At 70.6% G+C, this 17,751-nt stretch carries 17 protein-coding genes; 10 read left to right on the forward strand and 7 right to left on the reverse strand.

Going from position 1 to position 17,751, the window contains the following annotated elements; translation table 11 throughout:
- Positions 1-6 precede the first annotated feature (6 nt).
- Together QFZ29_RS04430 and QFZ29_RS04435 are read right to left on the reverse strand one after the other, a co-directional pair.
- Positions 7-1,776 carry an acetyl/propionyl/methylcrotonyl-CoA carboxylase subunit alpha gene (locus QFZ29_RS04430; protein WP_306893028.1) on the reverse strand — a complete coding sequence of 590 codons (1,770 nt, stop codon included), beginning with the start codon at positions 1,774-1,776 and terminating at the stop codon, positions 7-9.
- Positions 1,777-1,895: 119 nt separating this feature from the next.
- Positions 1,896-2,534 (reverse strand): Maf family protein, encoded by a 639-nt coding sequence (locus tag QFZ29_RS04435; protein WP_306893029.1) that lies wholly within the window; start codon positions 2,532-2,534, stop codon positions 1,896-1,898.
- Positions 2,535-2,654: 120 nt separating this feature from the next.
- On the opposite strand from QFZ29_RS04435, the gene QFZ29_RS04440 reads away from it, so the two are divergent.
- From QFZ29_RS04440 to QFZ29_RS04455, 4 genes are read left to right on the forward strand one after another with little or no spacing between them, the layout of a single operon-like run.
- Entirely contained in the window at positions 2,655-3,917 is a 1,263-nt protein-coding gene (locus QFZ29_RS04440; RefSeq protein WP_306893030.1) for a class I SAM-dependent RNA methyltransferase, read from the forward strand.
- A 20-nt stretch (positions 3,918-3,937) separates the two neighbouring features.
- On the forward strand, positions 3,938-4,630 hold the full coding sequence (locus QFZ29_RS04445; protein ID WP_306893031.1) for a response regulator transcription factor: 693 nt from the start codon (positions 3,938-3,940) through the stop codon (positions 4,628-4,630).
- A complete protein-coding gene (locus QFZ29_RS04450) occupies positions 4,617-5,855 on the forward strand; it encodes a sensor histidine kinase (protein ID WP_306893032.1) in 1,239 nt (412 codons plus the stop codon). The genes QFZ29_RS04445 and QFZ29_RS04450 overlap by 14 nt, the downstream gene beginning before the upstream one ends.
- The gene (locus QFZ29_RS04455; RefSeq protein WP_306893033.1) at positions 5,852-6,862 is read left to right on the forward strand and encodes a hypothetical protein; all 1,011 of its coding nucleotides are present in this window, start codon (positions 5,852-5,854) and stop codon (positions 6,860-6,862) included. The genes QFZ29_RS04450 and QFZ29_RS04455 overlap by 4 nt, the downstream gene beginning before the upstream one ends.
- Positions 6,863-7,211: 349 nt before the next feature.
- Here the strand turns inward: QFZ29_RS04455 and QFZ29_RS04460 are convergent, their stop codons facing one another.
- Both QFZ29_RS04460 and QFZ29_RS04465 read right to left on the reverse strand, forming a co-directional pair.
- A complete protein-coding gene (locus tag QFZ29_RS04460) occupies positions 7,212-7,451 on the reverse strand; it encodes an acyl-CoA carboxylase epsilon subunit (protein WP_306893034.1) in 240 nt (79 codons plus the stop codon).
- Positions 7,452-7,459: 8 nt separating this feature from the next.
- Positions 7,460-9,058 (reverse strand): acyl-CoA carboxylase subunit beta, encoded by a 1,599-nt coding sequence (locus QFZ29_RS04465; protein WP_306893035.1) that lies wholly within the window; start codon positions 9,056-9,058, stop codon positions 7,460-7,462.
- 141 nt (positions 9,059-9,199) lie between these two features.
- Between QFZ29_RS04465 and QFZ29_RS04470 the strand changes: the two genes are divergently transcribed.
- From QFZ29_RS04470 to QFZ29_RS04480, 3 genes are all read left to right on the forward strand, one after another.
- A complete protein-coding gene (locus QFZ29_RS04470) occupies positions 9,200-10,099 on the forward strand; it encodes a biotin--[acetyl-CoA-carboxylase] ligase (protein ID WP_306893036.1) in 900 nt (299 codons plus the stop codon).
- Positions 10,100-10,106: 7 nt separating this feature from the next.
- Positions 10,107-10,670, forward strand: a complete 564-nt coding sequence (locus QFZ29_RS04475) for a PH domain-containing protein (protein WP_306893037.1) — start codon at positions 10,107-10,109, stop codon at positions 10,668-10,670.
- Positions 10,671-10,772: 102 nt separating this feature from the next.
- Positions 10,773-11,612 (forward strand): DarT ssDNA thymidine ADP-ribosyltransferase family protein, encoded by an 840-nt coding sequence (locus QFZ29_RS04480; protein ID WP_306893038.1) that lies wholly within the window; start codon positions 10,773-10,775, stop codon positions 11,610-11,612.
- A gap of 12 nt (positions 11,613-11,624) precedes the next feature.
- Here the strand turns inward: QFZ29_RS04480 and QFZ29_RS04485 are convergent, their stop codons facing one another.
- Positions 11,625-12,194 (reverse strand): GtrA family protein, encoded by a 570-nt coding sequence (locus QFZ29_RS04485; RefSeq protein WP_306893039.1) that lies wholly within the window; start codon positions 12,192-12,194, stop codon positions 11,625-11,627.
- An 87-nt stretch (positions 12,195-12,281) separates the two neighbouring features.
- On the opposite strand from QFZ29_RS04485, the gene QFZ29_RS04490 reads away from it, so the two are divergent.
- The 3 genes from QFZ29_RS04490 (at position 12,282) to QFZ29_RS04500 (ending at position 15,333) form a co-directional block, all read left to right on the forward strand.
- Positions 12,282-13,412: a 5-(carboxyamino)imidazole ribonucleotide synthase gene (locus tag QFZ29_RS04490; RefSeq protein ID WP_306893040.1), complete on the forward strand. Its 1,131-nt coding sequence runs from the start codon at positions 12,282-12,284 to the stop codon at positions 13,410-13,412.
- 92 nt (positions 13,413-13,504) lie between these two features.
- Positions 13,505-13,972 (forward strand): 5-(carboxyamino)imidazole ribonucleotide mutase, encoded by a 468-nt coding sequence (gene purE / locus QFZ29_RS04495; RefSeq protein WP_306896598.1) that lies wholly within the window; start codon positions 13,505-13,507, stop codon positions 13,970-13,972.
- Complete coding sequence (locus QFZ29_RS04500; protein ID WP_306893041.1) at positions 13,969-15,333, forward strand: LCP family protein; 1,365 nt, start codon at positions 13,969-13,971, stop codon at positions 15,331-15,333. The genes purE and QFZ29_RS04500 overlap by 4 nt, the downstream gene beginning before the upstream one ends.
- Positions 15,334-15,392: 59 nt before the next feature.
- On the opposite strand, the gene QFZ29_RS04505 is transcribed toward QFZ29_RS04500, so the two are convergent.
- Both QFZ29_RS04505 and QFZ29_RS04510 read right to left on the reverse strand, forming a co-directional pair.
- Positions 15,393-16,532, reverse strand: a complete 1,140-nt coding sequence (locus tag QFZ29_RS04505; RefSeq protein ID WP_306893042.1) for a glycosyltransferase — start codon at positions 16,530-16,532, stop codon at positions 15,393-15,395.
- A gap of 249 nt (positions 16,533-16,781) precedes the next feature.
- The gene (locus tag QFZ29_RS04510; protein WP_306893043.1) at positions 16,782-17,690 is read right to left on the reverse strand and encodes a glycosyltransferase; all 909 of its coding nucleotides are present in this window, start codon (positions 17,688-17,690) and stop codon (positions 16,782-16,784) included.
- Positions 17,691-17,751 lie beyond the last annotated feature (61 nt).

Below are 17,751 nucleotides of genomic sequence, written 5' to 3' on the forward strand. Positions count from 1 at the left end.
GCTCGGTCAGGCGTCGTTGATCGCGAGCAGCAGGTGGCCACTCGAGACGGTGGCACCGGGTTCGGCGTTCACGACGCCGATGACGCCGTCTTTGTGGGCGAGGATCGGCTGTTCCATCTTCATCGCCTCGAGTACGAGCACGAGGTCGCCCTTGACGACCTTGTCGCCCTCGGCGACGGCGACCTTCACGATGGTCGCCTGCATCGGCGCCTTCACGGCGTTGCCCGTCGCCGTGGCGACCCCGTGCGAGGCGGTGTGTCGACGGGGAGCGGGCCCGGCGGCCTGGGTGACGGATGCCCCGCCCGAGAGCCGCTTCGGCAGGCTGACCTCGATGCGCCGACCGCCGACCTCGACGACGACGCTCGTGCGCGCCGCGGGTCCGGTCGACTCGTGGAGCTCACCCGACCACGGCTCGATGCGGTTGTCGTACTCGGTCTCGATCCAGCGCGTGTACACCGTGAACGGCTCGTCGCCCTCGGGCGCGAACGCCGGGTTCCGCACGATGTCGCGGTGGAAGGGCAGCACGGTCGGCAGTCCGGCGACCTCGAACTCGTCGAGGGCGCGGCGGGCGCGCTCGATCGCGTCCCTGCGGCTCGAGCCCGTGACGATGAGCTTGGCGAGCAGCGAGTCGAATGCGCCGGAGATCTCGTCGCCGGTCGTGACGCCGGAGTCGACGCGCACGCCGGGGCCGCCGGGGAAGCGCAGCACGTGCACGGGGCCGGGGGAGGGGAGGAAGTTGCGCCCCGGGTCTTCACCATTGATGCGGAACTCGATCGAGTGCCCCGACGGGACCGGGTCGCTGTAGTCGATCGTGCCGCCCTCGGCGAGACGGAACTGCTCGCGAACGAGGTCGATGCCCGTGACCTCCTCGGAGACCGGGTGCTCCACCTGCAGCCGCGTGTTGACCTCGAGGAAGGAGACCGTTCCGTCTTGCCCGATGAGGAACTCGCACGTGCCGGCGCCGACGTATCCGACCTCGCGGAGGATCGCCTTCGACGATTCGTAGAGGGCGCGGTTCTGCTCCTCGGTGAGGAACGGCGCCGGGGCCTCCTCGACGAGCTTCTGGTGACGGCGCTGCAGCGAGCAGTCGCGAGTGGAGACGACGACGACGTTGCCGTTCACGTCGGCGAGGCACTGGGTCTCGACGTGGCGGGGCTTGTCGAGGTACTTCTCGACGAAGCACTCGCCGCGACCGAAGGCCGCGACGGCCTCGCGAGTGGCCGAATCGAAGAGCTCGGGCACCTCCTCGCGAGTACGGGCGACCTTGAGGCCGCGGCCGCCGCCGCCGAACGCCGCCTTGATGGCCACGGGCAGGCCGTGCACGTCGACGAAGTCGAGCACCTCCGAGGCATCCGCCACGGGGTTCAGCGTGCCCGGCGCGAGGGGCGCGCCAACCTTCTCGGCGACGTGCCGTGCCGACACCTTGTCGCCGAGGCGCTCGATCGCCTCGGGCGACGGGCCGATCCAGATGAGGCCGGCGTCGATGACGGCGCGAGCGAACTCGGAGTTCTCGGCGAGGAAGCCGTAGCCCGGGTGCACGGCGTCGGCGCCCGACCGCCGGGCGATCGAGAGCAGCTTGTCGATGACGAGGTAGGTGTCGGCACTCGTCGTGCCGTCGAGGGCGTACGCCTCGTCGGCGAGCTTCGAGTGCCGCGCGTCGCGATCCTGGTCGGCATAGACGGCGACCGATCCGATGCCGGCGTCACGGGCGGCTCGGATGACGCGGACGGCGATCTCGCCACGGTTGGCGATGAGGACCTTGGTGATGCGCGGCATAATGCCCAAGCCTATTGCTCGGGGAGATGGCGCATCTTGGATGTCTTCCACAACAAACAGCATCGACCCTTGCGGGCGTCGACAAGCCCCGCCTCACCGCTGCGCGAGTGCGGTCCGGGTCAGCCGCGGTTCCACAGGTCAGGCCACGCGAAGCCCAGCTCTCGCACGAGGTCGCGGAGCGTCGAGAGCGAGAGTCCCACGACGGTCGACGGGTCGCCCTCGACCGAGCGGATGAACGGCCCGCCGAGACTGTCGATCGTGAACGCGCCGGCGACGAGGAGCGGCTCGCCCGTGTCGACGTACGCGTCGATCTCGCTGTCGTCGAGCGCGGCGAATCGCACCGTCGCGACATCCGCTCTCCCGACCGCGCCGTGGACCTCGCCGCCCCGGTGGTCGATGAGCCAATGCCCCGACCAGAGCTGGCCGTGCCCGCCGTTCTGGGCGTGCCAGCGCTCCCGTGCGACGTCGGGACGATGCGGCTTCCCGTGGATTCGACCGCCCGTCAGGAACGCCGAGTCCCCGCCGAGGATGAGCCCGTCGAGGGGCTCGCCACCCGGCTCGGCTCCGATGAGCGCCTCGGCCTTCGCCCTCGCGAGGAGCTGCACCATCTCGGGCGCGTCGAGCGGGCCGGATGCCGCCTCGTGGGCTTCGACGAGCGCCTCCTCGTCGACACCGGGCGGCACCGCGACCGGCTCGATGCCGGCCGATCGGAGCGTCTGGAGCCGGGCGGGGGACGTCGAGGCGAGGTACAGGCGCATGCTCCCATCCTGCCGGTCTCCGCCGCCCTGTGAAATGCTCGAGGCATGGCTCAGTCTCGTCGCCCCCGACGCCCCGGCGCCCGCCGGCCCACGTCCGCCCGTCCTGCCCCGAAGGCGCCGGTGACCGACGGACCCGTCATCGAGCTCGAGATCGAGCGGGTCGCGCACGGCGGAGTGTTCGTGGCGCACCACGAGGGCCGCGTGGTGTTCGTCGCCGATGCGATCCCCGGCGAGCGGGTCGTGGCGCGCGTCGTCGACCAGGGGCGCGACCGGTACTGGCGCGCCGAGACGGTCGAGGTGCTGACGGCATCGGACGATCGGCGCGAGCACGTGTGGCCCGAGGCATCCGTCGACCGCGCTCCCGAGAAGCGCGCCGGCGGCGGCGAGTTCGGGCACATCCGGATGCCGCGGCAGCGCGCGCTCAAGGCCGAGGTGCTGCGCGACGCGCTCGCCCGCATGGGCGGCGTCGAGCATGCGGTCGAGGTCGAGCCGGTCGACCCGGCGCTCGCGCCCGTCGTCTCGATCGACGAGGGCACGGGATGGCGCACCCGCGTGCGACTGCATGTGGCCCCAGACGGCACTGTCGGCCCCTACGCGGCGCGCAGCCACACCGTGGTGCCCGTGGCGTCACTGCCGCTCGCCGTGCCCGCGTTCGCCGCCCTCGCGCCGCTCGGCGAGCGGTTCCCAGGCGCGCGGGCGATCGACCTCATCGCACCGAGCGTGGGTGATCCGTCCCTCGTGGTCGTCGGCGACGAGCGGATGCCGCGCGGCGACCGCCCGACCATCGAGGAACGTGTCGGCGACCGGGCCTTCCGCCTCGACCGCGACGGCTTCTGGCAGGTGCACACGGGCGCCGCGGCGACCCTCTCCCGTGCGGTGCAGGAGCTCATCGATGGCGACCTGTTCGACCCCCGCGCGGCCAACCACGACCTCTACGGCGGCGTGGGACTGCTCGCCGCGGCGGTCGGCGATCGGTTCGGCGAGACCGTGCGCATCACGACGGTCGAGTCCGATGCGCGTGCCACCGAGCACGCCGGCGCGAACCTCGCCGACTGGGTCGGCGCCCGCGCGGTCACGGCTCGGGTCGACCGCTACCTCGACGAGCTCGACGAGAAGGCGTCCGCCGCGGAACGCGCGCGGCTCCGCGACGCGACGATCGTGCTCGACCCGCCGCGATCGGGAGCGGGGCGAGCGGTCGTCGACCGGCTCGCCGCCCTGCGGCCGCGTCAGCTCGTCTACGTCGCGTGCGACCCCGTCGCGCTCGCGCGTGACGTCGGACTGCTCCGTGAACGCGGATACGAGCTCCAGGCCCTTCGCGCCTTCGATCTTTTCCCGAATACGCACCACGTGGAGTCGGTCGCGCGACTGGGCGCTATCGTGTGACTCATGGACAAGGGGGCCGCGTGACGGGCGGAGTGGGGCGAGCACCGGGGGAAACGGCTACGGTCGCGATCGTCGACGATCATGAGGCGGTGCGGCTCGGGCTCCGTGCAGCCTGCCAGGCCGCGGGCTACGACGTCGTGGCCGACACGGCGAACGTGCCCGAACTGCTCGAGGCACTCGACGGCAGCGCTTGCGATGTCGTGGTGCTCGACCTGTCGCTCGGCGATGGTTCGTCAGTCACCGAGAACGTTCGCGCGGTGCTCGCCACCGGCAGCGGCGTTCTCGTGCACAGCATCGCCGACCGGGTCGCCGCCGTGCGTGAGTCGCTCGCGGCCGGTGCGGCCGGGGTCATCCCCAAGGCATCGCCGATGTCGTCGGTCATCGCCTCGATCGCCGTCGTCGCCCGCGGCGAGGTGTTGAACAACGTCGAGTGGGCGAGCGCCATCGAGGCCGACCGTGACTTCGCGAAGGCGCAGCTCGGTCGCCGTGAGCGCGACGTGCTGCATCTCTATGCCTCCGGGCTCCCGCTCAAGCTCGTCGCCATGCAGCTCGGCATCGCGCACTCCACGGCGCGCGAATACCTCGATCGGATCCGCGCGAAGTACGTGGAGGTCGGGCGGCCCGCGCCGACGAAGGTCGACCTCCTGCGCCGCGCGGTCGAAGACGGCATCCTGCCAGGGCTCGACATCGAAGGCGGGGATGCCCGCCGCTGACTGGCGCGTGACGCGCCTCGCGCCGCGCCGCAGAGCCGCCGTCACGAGGGCGCAGGTCGAGACGATCTCGTCGCGTGCGCTCGGCCTGTTGGGCCTCGTCTTCGGAGCGCAGACGCTGCCGCTCGCGATCCAGCAGTCGTCGGCGCTCGTCGAGGGCGCCGGCCCCGCCCTCATGGCCGTGCTGTACGGCGCCATCGTGGCGCTCGCCGTGGCGACCGTCACGAAGGTCGCGGTGCGCACCGCGTGCCTGGCCTTCGCCGGCCTCTACGTGGCGGCGCTGTTCGCGTGGCCGTTCCTCGTCGCGGATCCCCGGGTAATCGAGGAGAGCGCGCCCTGGCTCTACTACGTGTGCACCGTGGCGACGACCGCGGCCGTCGTCGCCGTCCCCGCGGTGTGGGCCACGGTGTACACCGTCCTCGTGCCGGCGATCTACGGCGGCATCCGGCTCCTGCCCGCCGGCGGCGAGGCCGGCCCGCTGCTCGCCGTGCTCGACGCGATGTACGCCGTGATCCTCGGCGTCGTGGTGCTCATCATCGTCACGATGCTCCGGCAGGCCGCCGAGGCCGTCGACTCGGCGCAGGAGGCGGCGCTGCAGCGCTACGACCTCGCGGCGCGCCAGCACGCGACGGAGAGCGAGCGGGTGAAGATCGACGCGCTCGTGCACGACAGCGTGCTCACGACGCTGCTCTCCGCGGCGGCGGCCGATTCCAGCCAGGAGCAGGCGCTTGCCGCGCGAATGGCCCGCGACGCCGTGCAGCGCCTCGACGAGGCGGGGGCCACACGACCACGGGTACTCGACCGCATCGGGCTGCCGGTCCTGGTTCGGCGCCTTCGCGCGGCGCTCACGACGCTCTCGACGCCGTTCACCGTGCGTGTCGTGAACGCCGGCGGCGTCGAGCTGCCGGTCGAAGCCGTCGAGGCCCTCTATACCGCCTCGGTGCAGGCCATGGTCAACAGCCTCCAGCACGCCGATGAGCCGGGGCGCTCGACTCGTCGAGAGGTCCGCATCCGCGGAGTCCGGGCGAGCGGATGCGTCATCGAGATCTCCGACAACGGAAGCGGCTTCGATCCCGCCCACGTGACCGGCGAACGGCTCGGACTTCGCGTCTCCATCGAGGAGCGCATCGCGAACGCGGGCGGCACGGCCGAGATCGTCTCCCGCATCGGGCATGGCACGACCGTGACCCTCGCCTGGCCCGCGGGTATCGAGGGGGACCGCGCATGATCTCCGTCCCTCGCTGGCTGCTCCTCGTGCTCGGGGCCATGTTCTCGACGTACCACGTGGTGCTCGGCGCCTACTCGCTCGGCACCCCGAAGTCGCCGTGGCCGGCGGTGGCGGCGCTCATGCTCTACTCGATCGCGACCGTGCTGAGCCTCTGGCCCGCCCAGCGGCTTCGGATGCCCGACTGGCTCGCCGCCTTCGACCTCGCCATCTGCATCGTGCTGCCACTCCTCGCGACGAGCCAGCTGGACCCTCGCGGCGAGAACGGGTATGCGACGTGGTACGTCGCCGCTGTGGGCACGCTCATGACCATCGCCGCTGCGAGGCGCCAGCTCATCGTGGCCTGGATCGGGGTGGTCGCTCTCGCGATGCAGAGCGTGGTGTGGGCCGGCCCGCTCTCGCTCGGCGGCCTGGGTGTCATCGGCAGCATCGTCTGGGTCGCGACCGCGCACATGCTCACGACGGCCCTCACGAACGCCGCGCGGGAGACCCGGCGGTACGCGCAGGCCGAGCGTGAGGCGGCGGCCTGGCAGGCGGCGCAGGACGCGCACCTCTTCGAGGGCCGGATGCGCCTCGCGCAGACCAACCGGATCGCCGCGCCGATGCTGCGCCGTATCGCCGATCGCAACGGCGCGCTCACCGAGGAACAGCGGCGCGAGTGCCGCATGCTCGAGGCGGCGATCCGCGACGAGATCCGCGGACGGATGCTGCTGACCGACGGCGTCCGTGCCGAGGTGCAGCGCGCCCGGGAGCGCGGCATCACCGTCAACCTGCTCGACGAGGGTGGAATCGACGATCTCGACGAAGCGGCGCGCGATCGGGTGCTCTCGCGGCTCGCCGAAGCCGTCGCCGGCTCGAACGCCGATCGCATCATCGCGCGTACCGCTGCAGAGGGCTCGCCCGTGGCGGTCACCGTCGTGGGCCTGCGCGATTCGGGAGTCGAGTCATCCGGAGTCGACACCGACGATCTCGAGGTCGAGCTCTGGCTGGAGATTCCGCGCGCACTGTGACCGCGCGAGGACCTACCTCCGGCATGCCGGTCGACGCCGGACAAGCGAGTGGATGCCGGACAAGAGAGTGGGGGGCCGATCTGAGATCGACCCCCCCATCAAGCCCGAGACACGGCGACAACCCGAATATCGCCCTGACTCGCCCCAAACGGTCATCGGTTACCCGACCGATGTCCGTGGCGACTCCTGAGGAGCCTGCGATATCCATCGTGGTACACGGCCAGGCGTCTGCAAAGTCGTCATTTCGGGGGACAGGAGTTGTCCCCCTCGTGCGACGGCGGGGACCATCGCCCGCCGATCGGCGGGAGCGCACCCGCGGCTCACGGCAGTTCGGGGGACACGACGTGCGTCATCGCCCCGCGCGCTGCCAGCGACCGTGGCCGGTCTGGAATGGAGCCCGAAGCGCGCCGCCGCTGCGAACCCAGTGGTCATGAAGGGGCTCGGGCGCGGATGCCTCGACCTCGCGTTCGTCGATCGCCGCGAGCAGCACCGCGGTGACCGCGGCAGCCTCCTCGGCGCTCACGTCGGGCGTCACGAATCGGATGTCGGCTGCCGATTCGGCGTCGGAGTGTGCAGTGTTGTCGGCCATGGTGCCCCCTAGAGCGGGATGTTCCCGTGCTTCTTCGGCGGCAGGCTCGCCCGCTTGGTGCGGAGCGCGCGGAGCGCCTTGACCACCGAGACACGGGTGGCGGCCGGCTCGATGATGCCGTCGAGCTCGCCGCGCTCGGCGGCGAGGAACGGGCTGGCCACGTTGTAGGTGTACTCGTTGGCGAGCTTCGTGCGCACGGCCGCGACATCCTCACCGGCGATCTCGGCGGCCTTGATCTCGGCGCGGTAGAGGATGTTGACCGCGCCCTGCCCGCCCATCACCGCGATCTCGGCGGTCGGCCACGCGAGGTTGATGTCGGCGCCGAGCTGCTTGGAGCCCATGACGATGTAGGCGCCGCCGTAGGCCTTGCGCGTGATGATCGTGACGAGCGGCACGGTGGCCTCGGCGTAGGCGTACAGCAGCTTCGCCCCACGCCGGATGACGCCGGTCCACTCCTGTTCGGTGCCGGGCAGATAGCCGGGCACGTCGACGAGCGTGAGGATGGGGATCGAGAACGCGTCGCAGAACCGCACGAAGCGTGAGGCCTTCTCGCCGGCCGCGATGTTGAGGGTGCCCGCCATCTGGTTCGGCTGGTTCGCGATGATGCCGACCGAGCGCCCTTCGACGCGCGCGAAGCCGACGACGATGTTCGGCGCGAACAGCGGCTGCACCTCGAGGAAGTCGCCGTGGTCGACGATGCCCTCGATGACCGAGTGCATGTCGTAGGGCTGGTTGGGGGAGTCGGGGATGACCGTGTTCAGTCGGCGGTCCTCGTCGGTGATCTCGAGCTCGGGCTCGGCGTCGTACACCGGGGCATCCGACATGTTGTTGTCGGGCAGGAACGAGATGAGCGTGCGGGCATAGTCGAGCGCGTCGGACTCGTCGCTCGCGAGGTAGTGCGCGACACCCGAGACGGTGTTGTGGGTGAGCGCGCCGCCGAGCTCCTCCATGCCGACGTCCTCACCGGTCACGGTCTTGATGACGTCGGGGCCGGTGACGAACATCTGGCTCGTCTTGTCGACCATGATCACGAAGTCGGTGAGCGCGGGAGAGTAGACGGCGCCACCGGCGGCCGGGCCGCACACGATCGAGATCTGCGGGATGACCCCGGATGCCGCCGTGTTGCGACGGAAGATCTCGCCGTACTTGCCGAGCGCGACGACGCCCTCCTGGATGCGGGCGCCGCCCGAGTCGAGGATGCCGATGATCGGCACGCCGGTCTTCAACGCGAGCTCCATGACCTTGATGATCTTCTCGCCGGCGACCTCGCCGAGCGAGCCGCCGAAGATCGTGAAGTCCTGCGAGTAGACAGCGACCTGTCGGCCGTGGATCGTGCCCGTACCCGTGACGACCGCGTCACCGTAGGGGCGCTTCACGTCCATGCCGAACGCGTGCGTGCGGTGGCGCACGAACTCGTCGAGCTCGACGAACGAGCCCGCGTCGAGCAGTTCGGCGATGCGCTCGCGCGCCGTCATCTTGCCCTTGGCGTGCTGCTTCTCGATGGCCGCCTCGCCGCTCGCCGTGACGGCTTCGTGGTAGCGGAGTTTGAGGTCGGCGAGCTTGCCCGCAGTCGTGGAGAGGTCGGGGCCGTCAGTCGCTTCGGTCACGCCGTTCACTCTACCGGCGCCCATCCGGCCGCATTACTTGAGGGAATCCTACAAATCTCCTCACGGCGCTCGTGGCTATCGCCATGCCCGGCATCCGTTCGGACACTAGCCTGAACTCGACACGAGCAACCGGAGGTGCCGATGGATTGGGAGCGGAGCCGAAAGGCGGTGCCGCGCTTCGAGTTCCTCGCCGAAGCCGGCTCGACGAATGACGAGCTGCGCACCGCGGCGATCGGACCGGATGCCGCGGCCTGGCCGGCGGGCGCCGTCATCGTCACCGACAACCAGACCCGCGGCCGCGGGCGCCTCGGCCGCACCTGGCTCGCGCCCACGGGGAAGACGCTCGCGATCTCGGTGCTGCTGCGGCCCGAACTGCCGGGCGGCGCACCGTTCCCGCCCGACGGCTACGGGTGGATCCCGCTCATCGCGGGAGCGGCGATGACCGAGGCCGTGCAACGGGCCGTCGAGGCCGGACGATCGGCAGCCGCCTCCGGCGACGAGGCCGCGAACGGGGTATCCACTCCGCCGGCGGGCGCCGATGAATCGCTCGATGCCGACGGCACCGGCGGGGTCGTGGTCGAGCTCAAGTGGCCGAACGACGTGCTCATCTCGGGCTTCAAGGTGTGCGGCATCCTCTCCGAGCTGCTGCCCGAGTCCGGCGCGGTCGTCGTCGGCGCCGGCCTCAACCTCACGCTCGACGAGCACGACCTGCCCACCCTCACCTCCACGTCGCTCCTGCTCGTCACGGGCACGCAGCCCGACGCCGACGCCGTGCTCGCCGACTACCTCAGCGGATTCCTCTCGCTGTTCCGGGCCTTCGCCGAGCACGGGGCGGATGCCGCGGCGAGCGGCATCGCCGATCGGGTCAGCTCGCTCTGCGGCACGATCGGCTCCGAGGTGCGAGTGGAGCTGCCGGGCGGCCGCGAGCTCCTCGGCGTCGCCGAGCGGATCGACCGCGACGGCCGCCTCGTGGTGCGAGACCGTGAGAATGGTGAGCCGCAGTCTGTCGCCGCCGGCGACGTGACGCACCTGCGGTATTAATGGGCATATGAGCCCCGCCGCGAGCCACGAGCCGGCCGCGCCGCCCGCACTGCCGGTCGAGCGTGTCGTCGCACGGCTCCGACGGCACGGGCGCATCCTCGTGCTGCCGACGGTGCTCTTCATCGCCGTGACGGGGGTTGCGACCTACGCCGCGGCAACCCTGCGGGAACCCTGGCAGCAGCTCGCCATCGCGGGAATCGCGACGCTCGCGGTGCTCGTCTTCTCGTTCCTGCCGTTCCTCGCCTGGCTCACCCGGCGTACCACCGTCACGACGAGGCGCATCATCCTTCGCAGCGGTGTCTTCGTGCGCGTACGGCAGGAGCTGCTGCACAGCCGTGGCTACGACGTGAGCGTGCGCCGCACCTGGGCGCAGAGCGCCTTCGGCTCTGGCGATGTGCGCATTAACACCGGGCACGATCGCCCGGTCGTGTTGAAAGACGTGCCGCGGCCACAGGTCGTGCAGGCGGCGCTCCAGGAGCTCATGGAGGACGCGCACACGATCATCGGCGATCGCCGCCGCGCCGACCAGTCGACCATCGACGGTGACACCGTCGCATGGGGCGGGCGCTGAGCTTGAATCGCCGATGTGCCCCACGAGGCCTCCGGAGGACGTAACGTAGATAAGTGGTCTCGTGCGCCCCCCGAGCGCGAGCCGCGCGATGAAGGGTTCCACTTGGCCGACGAATGCATCCATGGTTTCGACGACGGCCTGTGCGCCATCTGCTTCCCACCGCCGGAGTTCGAGCCGGCCCCGAAGGCCGCGCCGCTGCCGCGGAGCGGCCGCGTCACGGGAACCAGGCCGCGCCGTCCACCCGCCCGCGTGCCCGGTGCCTCGCGGCCCACGCTCCTCGCCGATGCCCCGCAGATCGACGCGAAGGCGCTGCGCATCTACCACGTCACGCACTTCGACAACCTCGCCCCCATCCTCGACGCGGGGGCCCTGCTCGCGGATGCCGCGGGCGCGAAGCCGGTCGTCGACGTCTCGGCCCCCGATGCCCGTGAGTTCCGCCGTACGGCGACGATCGACGGCACCGACGCGGTCGTGGCCGACTACGTGCCGTTCCTGCTGACGACCGACGCCCACGTCTGGAACGCCGTGCGCACCGCGACGCCCGACCCGCGACTCGCGCCGGAGACGACGAAGCGCGCTCCTGCCGACTTCGTGATCCTCGTGAGCTCGGTCGCCGGAGCGCTCGGCGACGACGCCGAGCTGCCCGGCGCGATCGTCGTGACCGACGCGGATGCCGCGGCCGGCGGCACGCTCGAGGCATCCGCCTGGCCCGAGACCCAGCGAGCCCTGCAGCGCCTGCACCGCGACGACGAGGGCGCGCGCCTGCACACGGCCGAGTTGCTCGTGCGCGAGTGCCTGCCGCTCGACAACGTCGCACTCATCGCCGTGGCCAACGACCCCGTGCGCGATCGGGTGCGATCCGCGCTCGCCGCAGCGGGCCTGCGCACCCGGGTTGCGGTGTACCCGCCGTGGTTCCAGCCGACCCCTGACGACGCCGAGTAACAGCTCGCCGCGCTAGGTGCGTTCCCGGGGCGTGGTGGGCGTTTCGGGGGTGCTCGTCGCGGGCTCCTCGAAGAGGGTGCGCTGGGCCTCCTCGACGCGCTCGAGGTTCGAGAGCCCGTCGGCGCGGTGGTGCCCGTAGACCCAGAAGCGGTACAGCAGGAACCGGAACGCCGTGCCGAGCGCGAGCCCGACCACGTTCGTCGCGATGTTGTCGGCGACGAGGCTCGTGAAGCCGAGCACGTGGTGACTCACCCAGAGGCAGATGAGGGCGATCGCCATGCCGCCCAGCGAGACCACGAGGTACTCGGCGAACTCGCGCAGGTAGTTGCGGCGGCGGTGCCTCCGGAAGGTCCAATAGCGGTTGCCGAGCCAGTTGAAGACGATCGCGACGCTCGTCGAGATCGTCTTCGCGCCGATCGCCGACTGCGCCCAGTGGTCGTCGCCGAAGACGCCGAGCCGCAGGAGGTTGAAGAGCGTCACGTCGATGACGAGGCCGATGAGGCCGACGACACCGAACTTCACGGCGTAGGCGAGGAGGCCGTGCCAGAGTCGCTGGGCGACGGTCACGACCTGGTTGGACACCGCCACATCCTATGCCGTGAGGCTCCGCCTAGACTGGACGAGGCGCCCCGTAGGGGCCCTACGGCGGCGGTGAATGGAGTGCACGGAGTGCGAGTCGGAGTGATCGGCGGCGGCCAGCTGGCGAGGATGATGATCCCCGCGGCGATCGAACTGGGCGTCGAGCTGCGCGTGCTCGCCGAGGCCGAGGGCATGTCGGCGGCGATCGCCGCCGAGCGGGTCGGCGACTACACCGATGCCGACACCGTGCTCGCCTTCGCGCGCGAGGTCGACGTCGTCACCTTCGACCACGAGCACGTGCCACAGGACGTGCTGCACGCCCTCGTCGACGCAGGAGTGCCGGTGCATCCGGGTCCCGATGCCCTGCGTTACGCGCAGGACAAGCTGCTCATGCGCGAAGGGCTGTCGCGGCTCGGCCTGCCCGTGCCCGATTGGGCGCGCGTCGAGACGCCGGCCGAACTCGACGTGTTCATCGCCGACCACGGCGGTGCTGCCGTCGTGAAGACCCCGAGGGGCGGCTACGACGGCAAGGGCGTGCGCGTCGTGCACAGTGCCGCAGAGGTGGCCGAGTGGTTCGCGACGATCGCCGAAGACGGCCGCGCCGGTGCGCTCCTCGTCGAGGAGCTCGTCGAGTTCCGCCGTGAGCTCGCCCAGCTCGTCGCGCGCCGCCCGAGCGGCGAGATCGCCGCATGGCCGCTCGTCGAGACGGTCCAGGTCGGCGGCGTCTGCAGCGAGGTCATCGCCCCGGCTCCGCGCTCGGCCGGAAAGCTCGCGGATGTCGCCGCTGACGTCGCGATCGCGATCGCCGAGGGGCTCGGCGTCACGGGAGTGCTCGCCGTCGAGCTCTTCGAGACGACCGACGACCGCGTGCTCGTCAACGAGCTGGCGATGCGGCCGCACAACAGCGGGCACTGGTCGATGGACGGCTCCACCACGAGCCAGTTCGAGCAGCACCTGCGAGCGGTGCTCGACCTGCCGCTCGGCGGCACCGGCTGCCACGAGGAATGGGCCGTGATGGTCAACGTGCTCGGCGGCCCGGTCGAGGGCACGCTCGCCGATCGTTACGCCGAGGCGTTCGAGGGCCACCCCACCGTGAAGATCCACAACTATGGCAAGGTGCCGCGACCCGGCCGCAAGGTCGGCCACGTGACGGCGATCGGATCCAACCTCGACGACGCCGTCTACGAGGCCCGCGCGGCGGCCGCCGTCTTCCAGGACTGATCGCACTGCGCGCCCTGCGGGCTTCTCACAGTCCGCGGCTTTAGGATCGTCGGGTGACTGCAGGCAACACCACCCCGCTCGTCGGCGTCGTGATGGGATCCGACTCCGACTGGAACGTGATGCGCGAGGCATCCGAGCTCCTCGACGAATTCGGCGTCGCCCATGAGGTGGAAGTCGTCTCCGCGCACCGCACTCCCGAGAAGATGATCGCCTACGGCAAGCAGGCCGCCGTGCGCGGCCTCAAGGTGATCATCGCGGGCGCCGGCGGAGCGGCCCACCTGCCCGGCATGCTCGCGTCGGTCACCACGCTTCCCGTCGTCGGCGTGCCGGTGCCGCTCGGCCGGCTCGACGGGCTCGACTCCCTGCTCTCCATCGTGCAGATGCCCGCCGGGGTTCCCGTCGCGACCGTCTCGATCGGCGGCGCGAAGAACGCGGGCCTGCTCGCTGTGAAGATCCTCGCGACGTCGGATGCCGCGCTCAGCGCCGCGCTCGCCGACTACGCCACCGCCCTCGCCGCCCTCGTCGAGGAGAAGAACGAACGGCTCAAGTCCACCCGATGAGTCTCGCAGCAAGCCCCATACGCTACCCCGACCTCGCGTCGCGCACGGTCATGACCCGGCGCGCCTGGTGGCTCGTCGTGCTCAACTTCCTCATCCCCGGCTCGTCGCAAGTGCTCGCGGGAGACCGAAAGCTCGGCCGGTTCGGACTCGGCGCCACCATCACGCTCTGGCTGGTCGCGATCGTTGCGCTCGTGGTGTGGTTCCTCTGGCCGGCGGTGCTCTACACGGTGTTCTCGACGACCATCACGTTGTGGGTGGTCGCGCTCGTGCTGGCGTTCTACGCGGTGCTGTGGGTCATTCTGACGCTCGACACGCTGCGCCTCGTGCGCCTCGTGAAGACCGCGCCCTCCGCTCGTGCCTGGCTCGCCGGATTCACGACGCTCGTCATGATCGGCCTCTCCGGCACGGCCGCGTACGGCGCCTATGTCGCCACCACCGCGAGCGGCTTCCTGTCGTCGGTCTTCGTGGCCGGCCCGACTGAGCCACCGATCGACGGCAAGTACAACTTCCTCCTGCTCGGCGGCGACGCCGGTCCCGACCGCGACGGCCTCCGGCCCGACAGCATCACGGTCGTGAGCGTCGATGCCGAGACGGGGCAGGCGGTCACGATCGGCCTGCCGCGCAACATGGAGGACGTGCCCTTCAACGAGGACTCGCCGCTCGCCGCCGTGTACCCCGAGGGCTACGGCTCGATCGACGGCTGCGAGGTCGACGTCTGCATGCTGAACTCGATCTACACCGAGGTCGAGCTCATGAGCCCCGAGATGTACCCGAACGCCGTCAACGAAGGCAGCGAGCCCGGCATCGAGGCGATGCGCGACGCCGCCGAGGCGATCACCGGACTGCAGATCCAGTACTACGTGCTCATCGACATGCAGGGCTTCCTCGAGCTCATCGACGCACTCGGCGGCGTCACCGTGACGGTGCCCGAGGATGTGCCGATCCACGCCGACGAGACGTTCACGACCGTCGCCGAGTGGATCCCGGCCGGCGAGCAGCACCTCGACGGCTACCACGCGCTCTGGTACGCCCGTTCGCGCCACGGCACGAGCGACTACGACCGGATGGCGCGGCAGCGCCAGATCCAGGAGGCGGTGCTCGAGCAGTTCAACCCCGCGAACGTGCTCTCGAAGTTCCAGGAGATCGCCGCTGCCGGTTCGCAGGTCGTCAAGACCGACATCCCGCAGTCGATGCTCGGTTACTTCGTCGATCTCGCGTCGAAGACGAAGGCGCTGCCGATCACCGACGTCGAGCTCGTGCCCGACAACGGGATCGACCCGGAGGATCCCGACTACGACTACGCACGCCAGCTCGTGCAGCAGGCGGTCTTCCCGCCGACGGAGGAGCCGGCCGAGGGGTAGCCGACGCCCGCAGCGGTCGATGGCCGTCCGGCATCTGCCGGCCGGCGTGCGCTGCCGGTTCAGAGGTCGGCGTGCAACTGCCAGACGCGTTCGGCGGAATCCCGCCAGCTGAAGGCGCGGCTTCGATCGCTGCCCGTGAGCGCCATCCGGTCGGCGAACGATCGGTCGCCGATGACCGAGGTGATCGCGGCGGCCAGCCGGTCGGTGTAGCCGTCGCCGACCCCCACCGGAACGGCGAGGCCGGCGCCGGCCGAGACCTCGAGGAACGCCGGGGCATCCGAGTGGATGACCGGAACGCCGAGGCTGAACGCTTCGATCAGCGAGGTGCCGGAGCCCGCGTCGTGGCTCGGGTCGACGAACGCGAGCGACCGGCCGATCACGACTGCGAGGTCGGCCGGCTCGAGATCGTCGAGGTGGTGGATGCGGGCGGGATCGACGCCGTACTCCTCGCCGACGGTGGCCAGGTGCTGGTCGCCCCAGTTCTCGGGGCCGATGACCACCACCGGCACCTCCGGCACGCCGGAGCGCCCCAGCGCCGCGAGCACGTCGACGACGCCCTTGCGGGGCTCGAGGGTTCCCGGCACGGCGAGGTACTCGCGCGGCAACCCGAGGCGTGCCGCGCGCTCGTCGGCGTCGGGCCCGATCGTGAGGCCCGAGCGCGGCGCCGTGCCGATGACGCGCACGCGATCTCCGAAGTCGGCGATCATGCCGAGCCGCTCCGCGAGCGCGTGCGTCGGCACGACGATCGCGTCGGCATGCTTGAGCGCGCGCTTCAGCGTGCCCTTCTGCCAGGCGACCGATGCCGCGCTCAGCGCTTCGGGGTTGGTCCACGCGAGCACGTCGTGCACCGTGGCCACGACCTGGTTGCCGTCGGCGCGATCGTGCTTGCGCAGGGGCGCGAACAGGCTCATGCCGTGGATCATGCCGCCCCCGGGCGACGTCGTGATGCCGAGCTGCCACGCCGCGGCGAGCTCGCGCCGCGCGAGGGTGGTCTTGTACAGCCCCGACAGCCCGGGAACCTCGCGGAGCACCCGATCGTAGTCCTCGGGAAGCGACGACGAGACGATCGCCTCGACCTCGCAGCCGCGCGGCGCGGCGGCGACGAGGGCGCGACCGAGATCACGCGTGTATCGCCCGATCGGCCCGGGCACGGGTGCCACGATCTGATCGAGGATGACGCGGAGGGTGGTGGTCGCCACACTGCTTCCTTTCGCGGTCTGACGGGCATCGGATCCCCCAGCCAACCCTAGCCGGGTTCGCTCCACGACAACCGCAGTGGGGTTCCCCGGCGGAGACTACTCGATCGTGAACGGGTGGGATGGCTCGTGGTGAATCCGTCCTATCATCTCGCCCGCTGGAACGGCCTGTACCACCGTAGGCGGGGGCGGACCCGGGTGACGAGGACGCGATCGCACGCCGCTCATGGGAGCGGCGTCAGCAGCGCAGTCTCACGTCACCAGGCGCTTGAGCCAGTCGGGGATCATCCCGCGACGGCGTGCCAGGCCGTGCAGTGTTCCGGTGCCGATCGCGAGCACCTGTGCGATCCGCTGCGGTCCGCTCACCATCGAGATGATCATCCCGCCCATCTCGCGCTTCAGGACGGTGAGCACCCAGCGTGGTCGCTTCCGCACGTTGCGCAGCATCAGGTCGATGTTGTTTCGCGCGATGTAGTAGCGGCGGAATGGGGAGTGGTACTGATAGGTCGCGATGTGGCCGCTCGCGTGTCGGAGTGGGACTCCGAACGGCCGGAGCTCGGCGCGACGCCCGATCGAGTGGCGGATGTCGGTGCCCTTCGCGACGGCGATCCTGAACCCGCTGTCACGAACGCGCAGGCAGTACTCGGTGTCGACGCAGTCGATGACGAGTCGTTCGTCGAAGAGCCCCGCCGACTCGAGGCACTCGCGGCTGATGACGAACCCGGTCTGAATCGCTTCGGGCACGAGCCCGAGACCCTCGGGCGACACCCAGGTCGGCAGGGCAGGCGCGCCGTTCACCGCGTCGACGACCACGATCCCCACTCTGGTGACGGGATTGGCCCGGCGGAAGACGTCGAGAGCCGTCGTGACGTATTCGTCGGGAAGGCGCGTGTCCTGGTCGACGGTGAGGACGAAGTCGGCCCCATCGTCGAGCGCCCAGGTGATGCCGGCGTTCAATGCTGCGGCGATCCCCGAGTTCGAGCTGAGGCGGATGACGTGGGCGCCCTCGGCCTCCGCCGCATCCAGGATCACTGAAGCGGCCTCGCCGCTTCCGTCATCCACGACGACGACCGCTGCGACCTGCGGGGCGATCTGCCGTAGGTGGCCGAGGGCTTCCTCATCGGGTCGATAGGTGGGCACGACGGCGATCACACGTGGCACGGGGGTCCTTCCGCGAGGCCGCTCTGCGGCGTCCTGCGCACATTAGAGTAGTTCACTGTTG

Source organism: Agromyces albus (genome assembly GCF_030815405.1).
Lineage (GTDB): Bacteria > Actinomycetota > Actinomycetes > Actinomycetales > Microbacteriaceae > Agromyces > Agromyces albus_A.

Coding starts and splice junctions, on each gene's coding strand:
- QFZ29_RS04430 (WP_306893028.1), bottom strand. CDS start 1,776: ATGCCGCGCATCACCAAGGTCCTCATCGCCAACCGTGGCGAGATCGCC.
- QFZ29_RS04435 (WP_306893029.1), bottom strand. CDS start 2,534: ATGCGCCTGTACCTCGCCTCGACGTCCCCCGCCCGGCTCCAGACGCTC.
- QFZ29_RS04450 (WP_306893032.1), top strand. CDS start 4,617: ATGCCCGCCGCTGACTGGCGCGTGACGCGCCTCGCGCCGCGCCGCAGA.
- QFZ29_RS04455 (WP_306893033.1), top strand. CDS start 5,852: ATGATCTCCGTCCCTCGCTGGCTGCTCCTCGTGCTCGGGGCCATGTTC.
- QFZ29_RS04460 (WP_306893034.1), bottom strand. CDS start 7,451: ATGGCCGACAACACTGCACACTCCGACGCCGAATCGGCAGCCGACATC.
- QFZ29_RS04470 (WP_306893036.1), top strand. CDS start 9,200: ATGGATTGGGAGCGGAGCCGAAAGGCGGTGCCGCGCTTCGAGTTCCTC.
- QFZ29_RS04475 (WP_306893037.1), top strand. CDS start 10,107: ATGAGCCCCGCCGCGAGCCACGAGCCGGCCGCGCCGCCCGCACTGCCG.
- purE (WP_306896598.1), top strand. CDS start 13,505: ATGGGATCCGACTCCGACTGGAACGTGATGCGCGAGGCATCCGAGCTC.
- QFZ29_RS04500 (WP_306893041.1), top strand. CDS start 13,969: ATGAGTCTCGCAGCAAGCCCCATACGCTACCCCGACCTCGCGTCGCGC.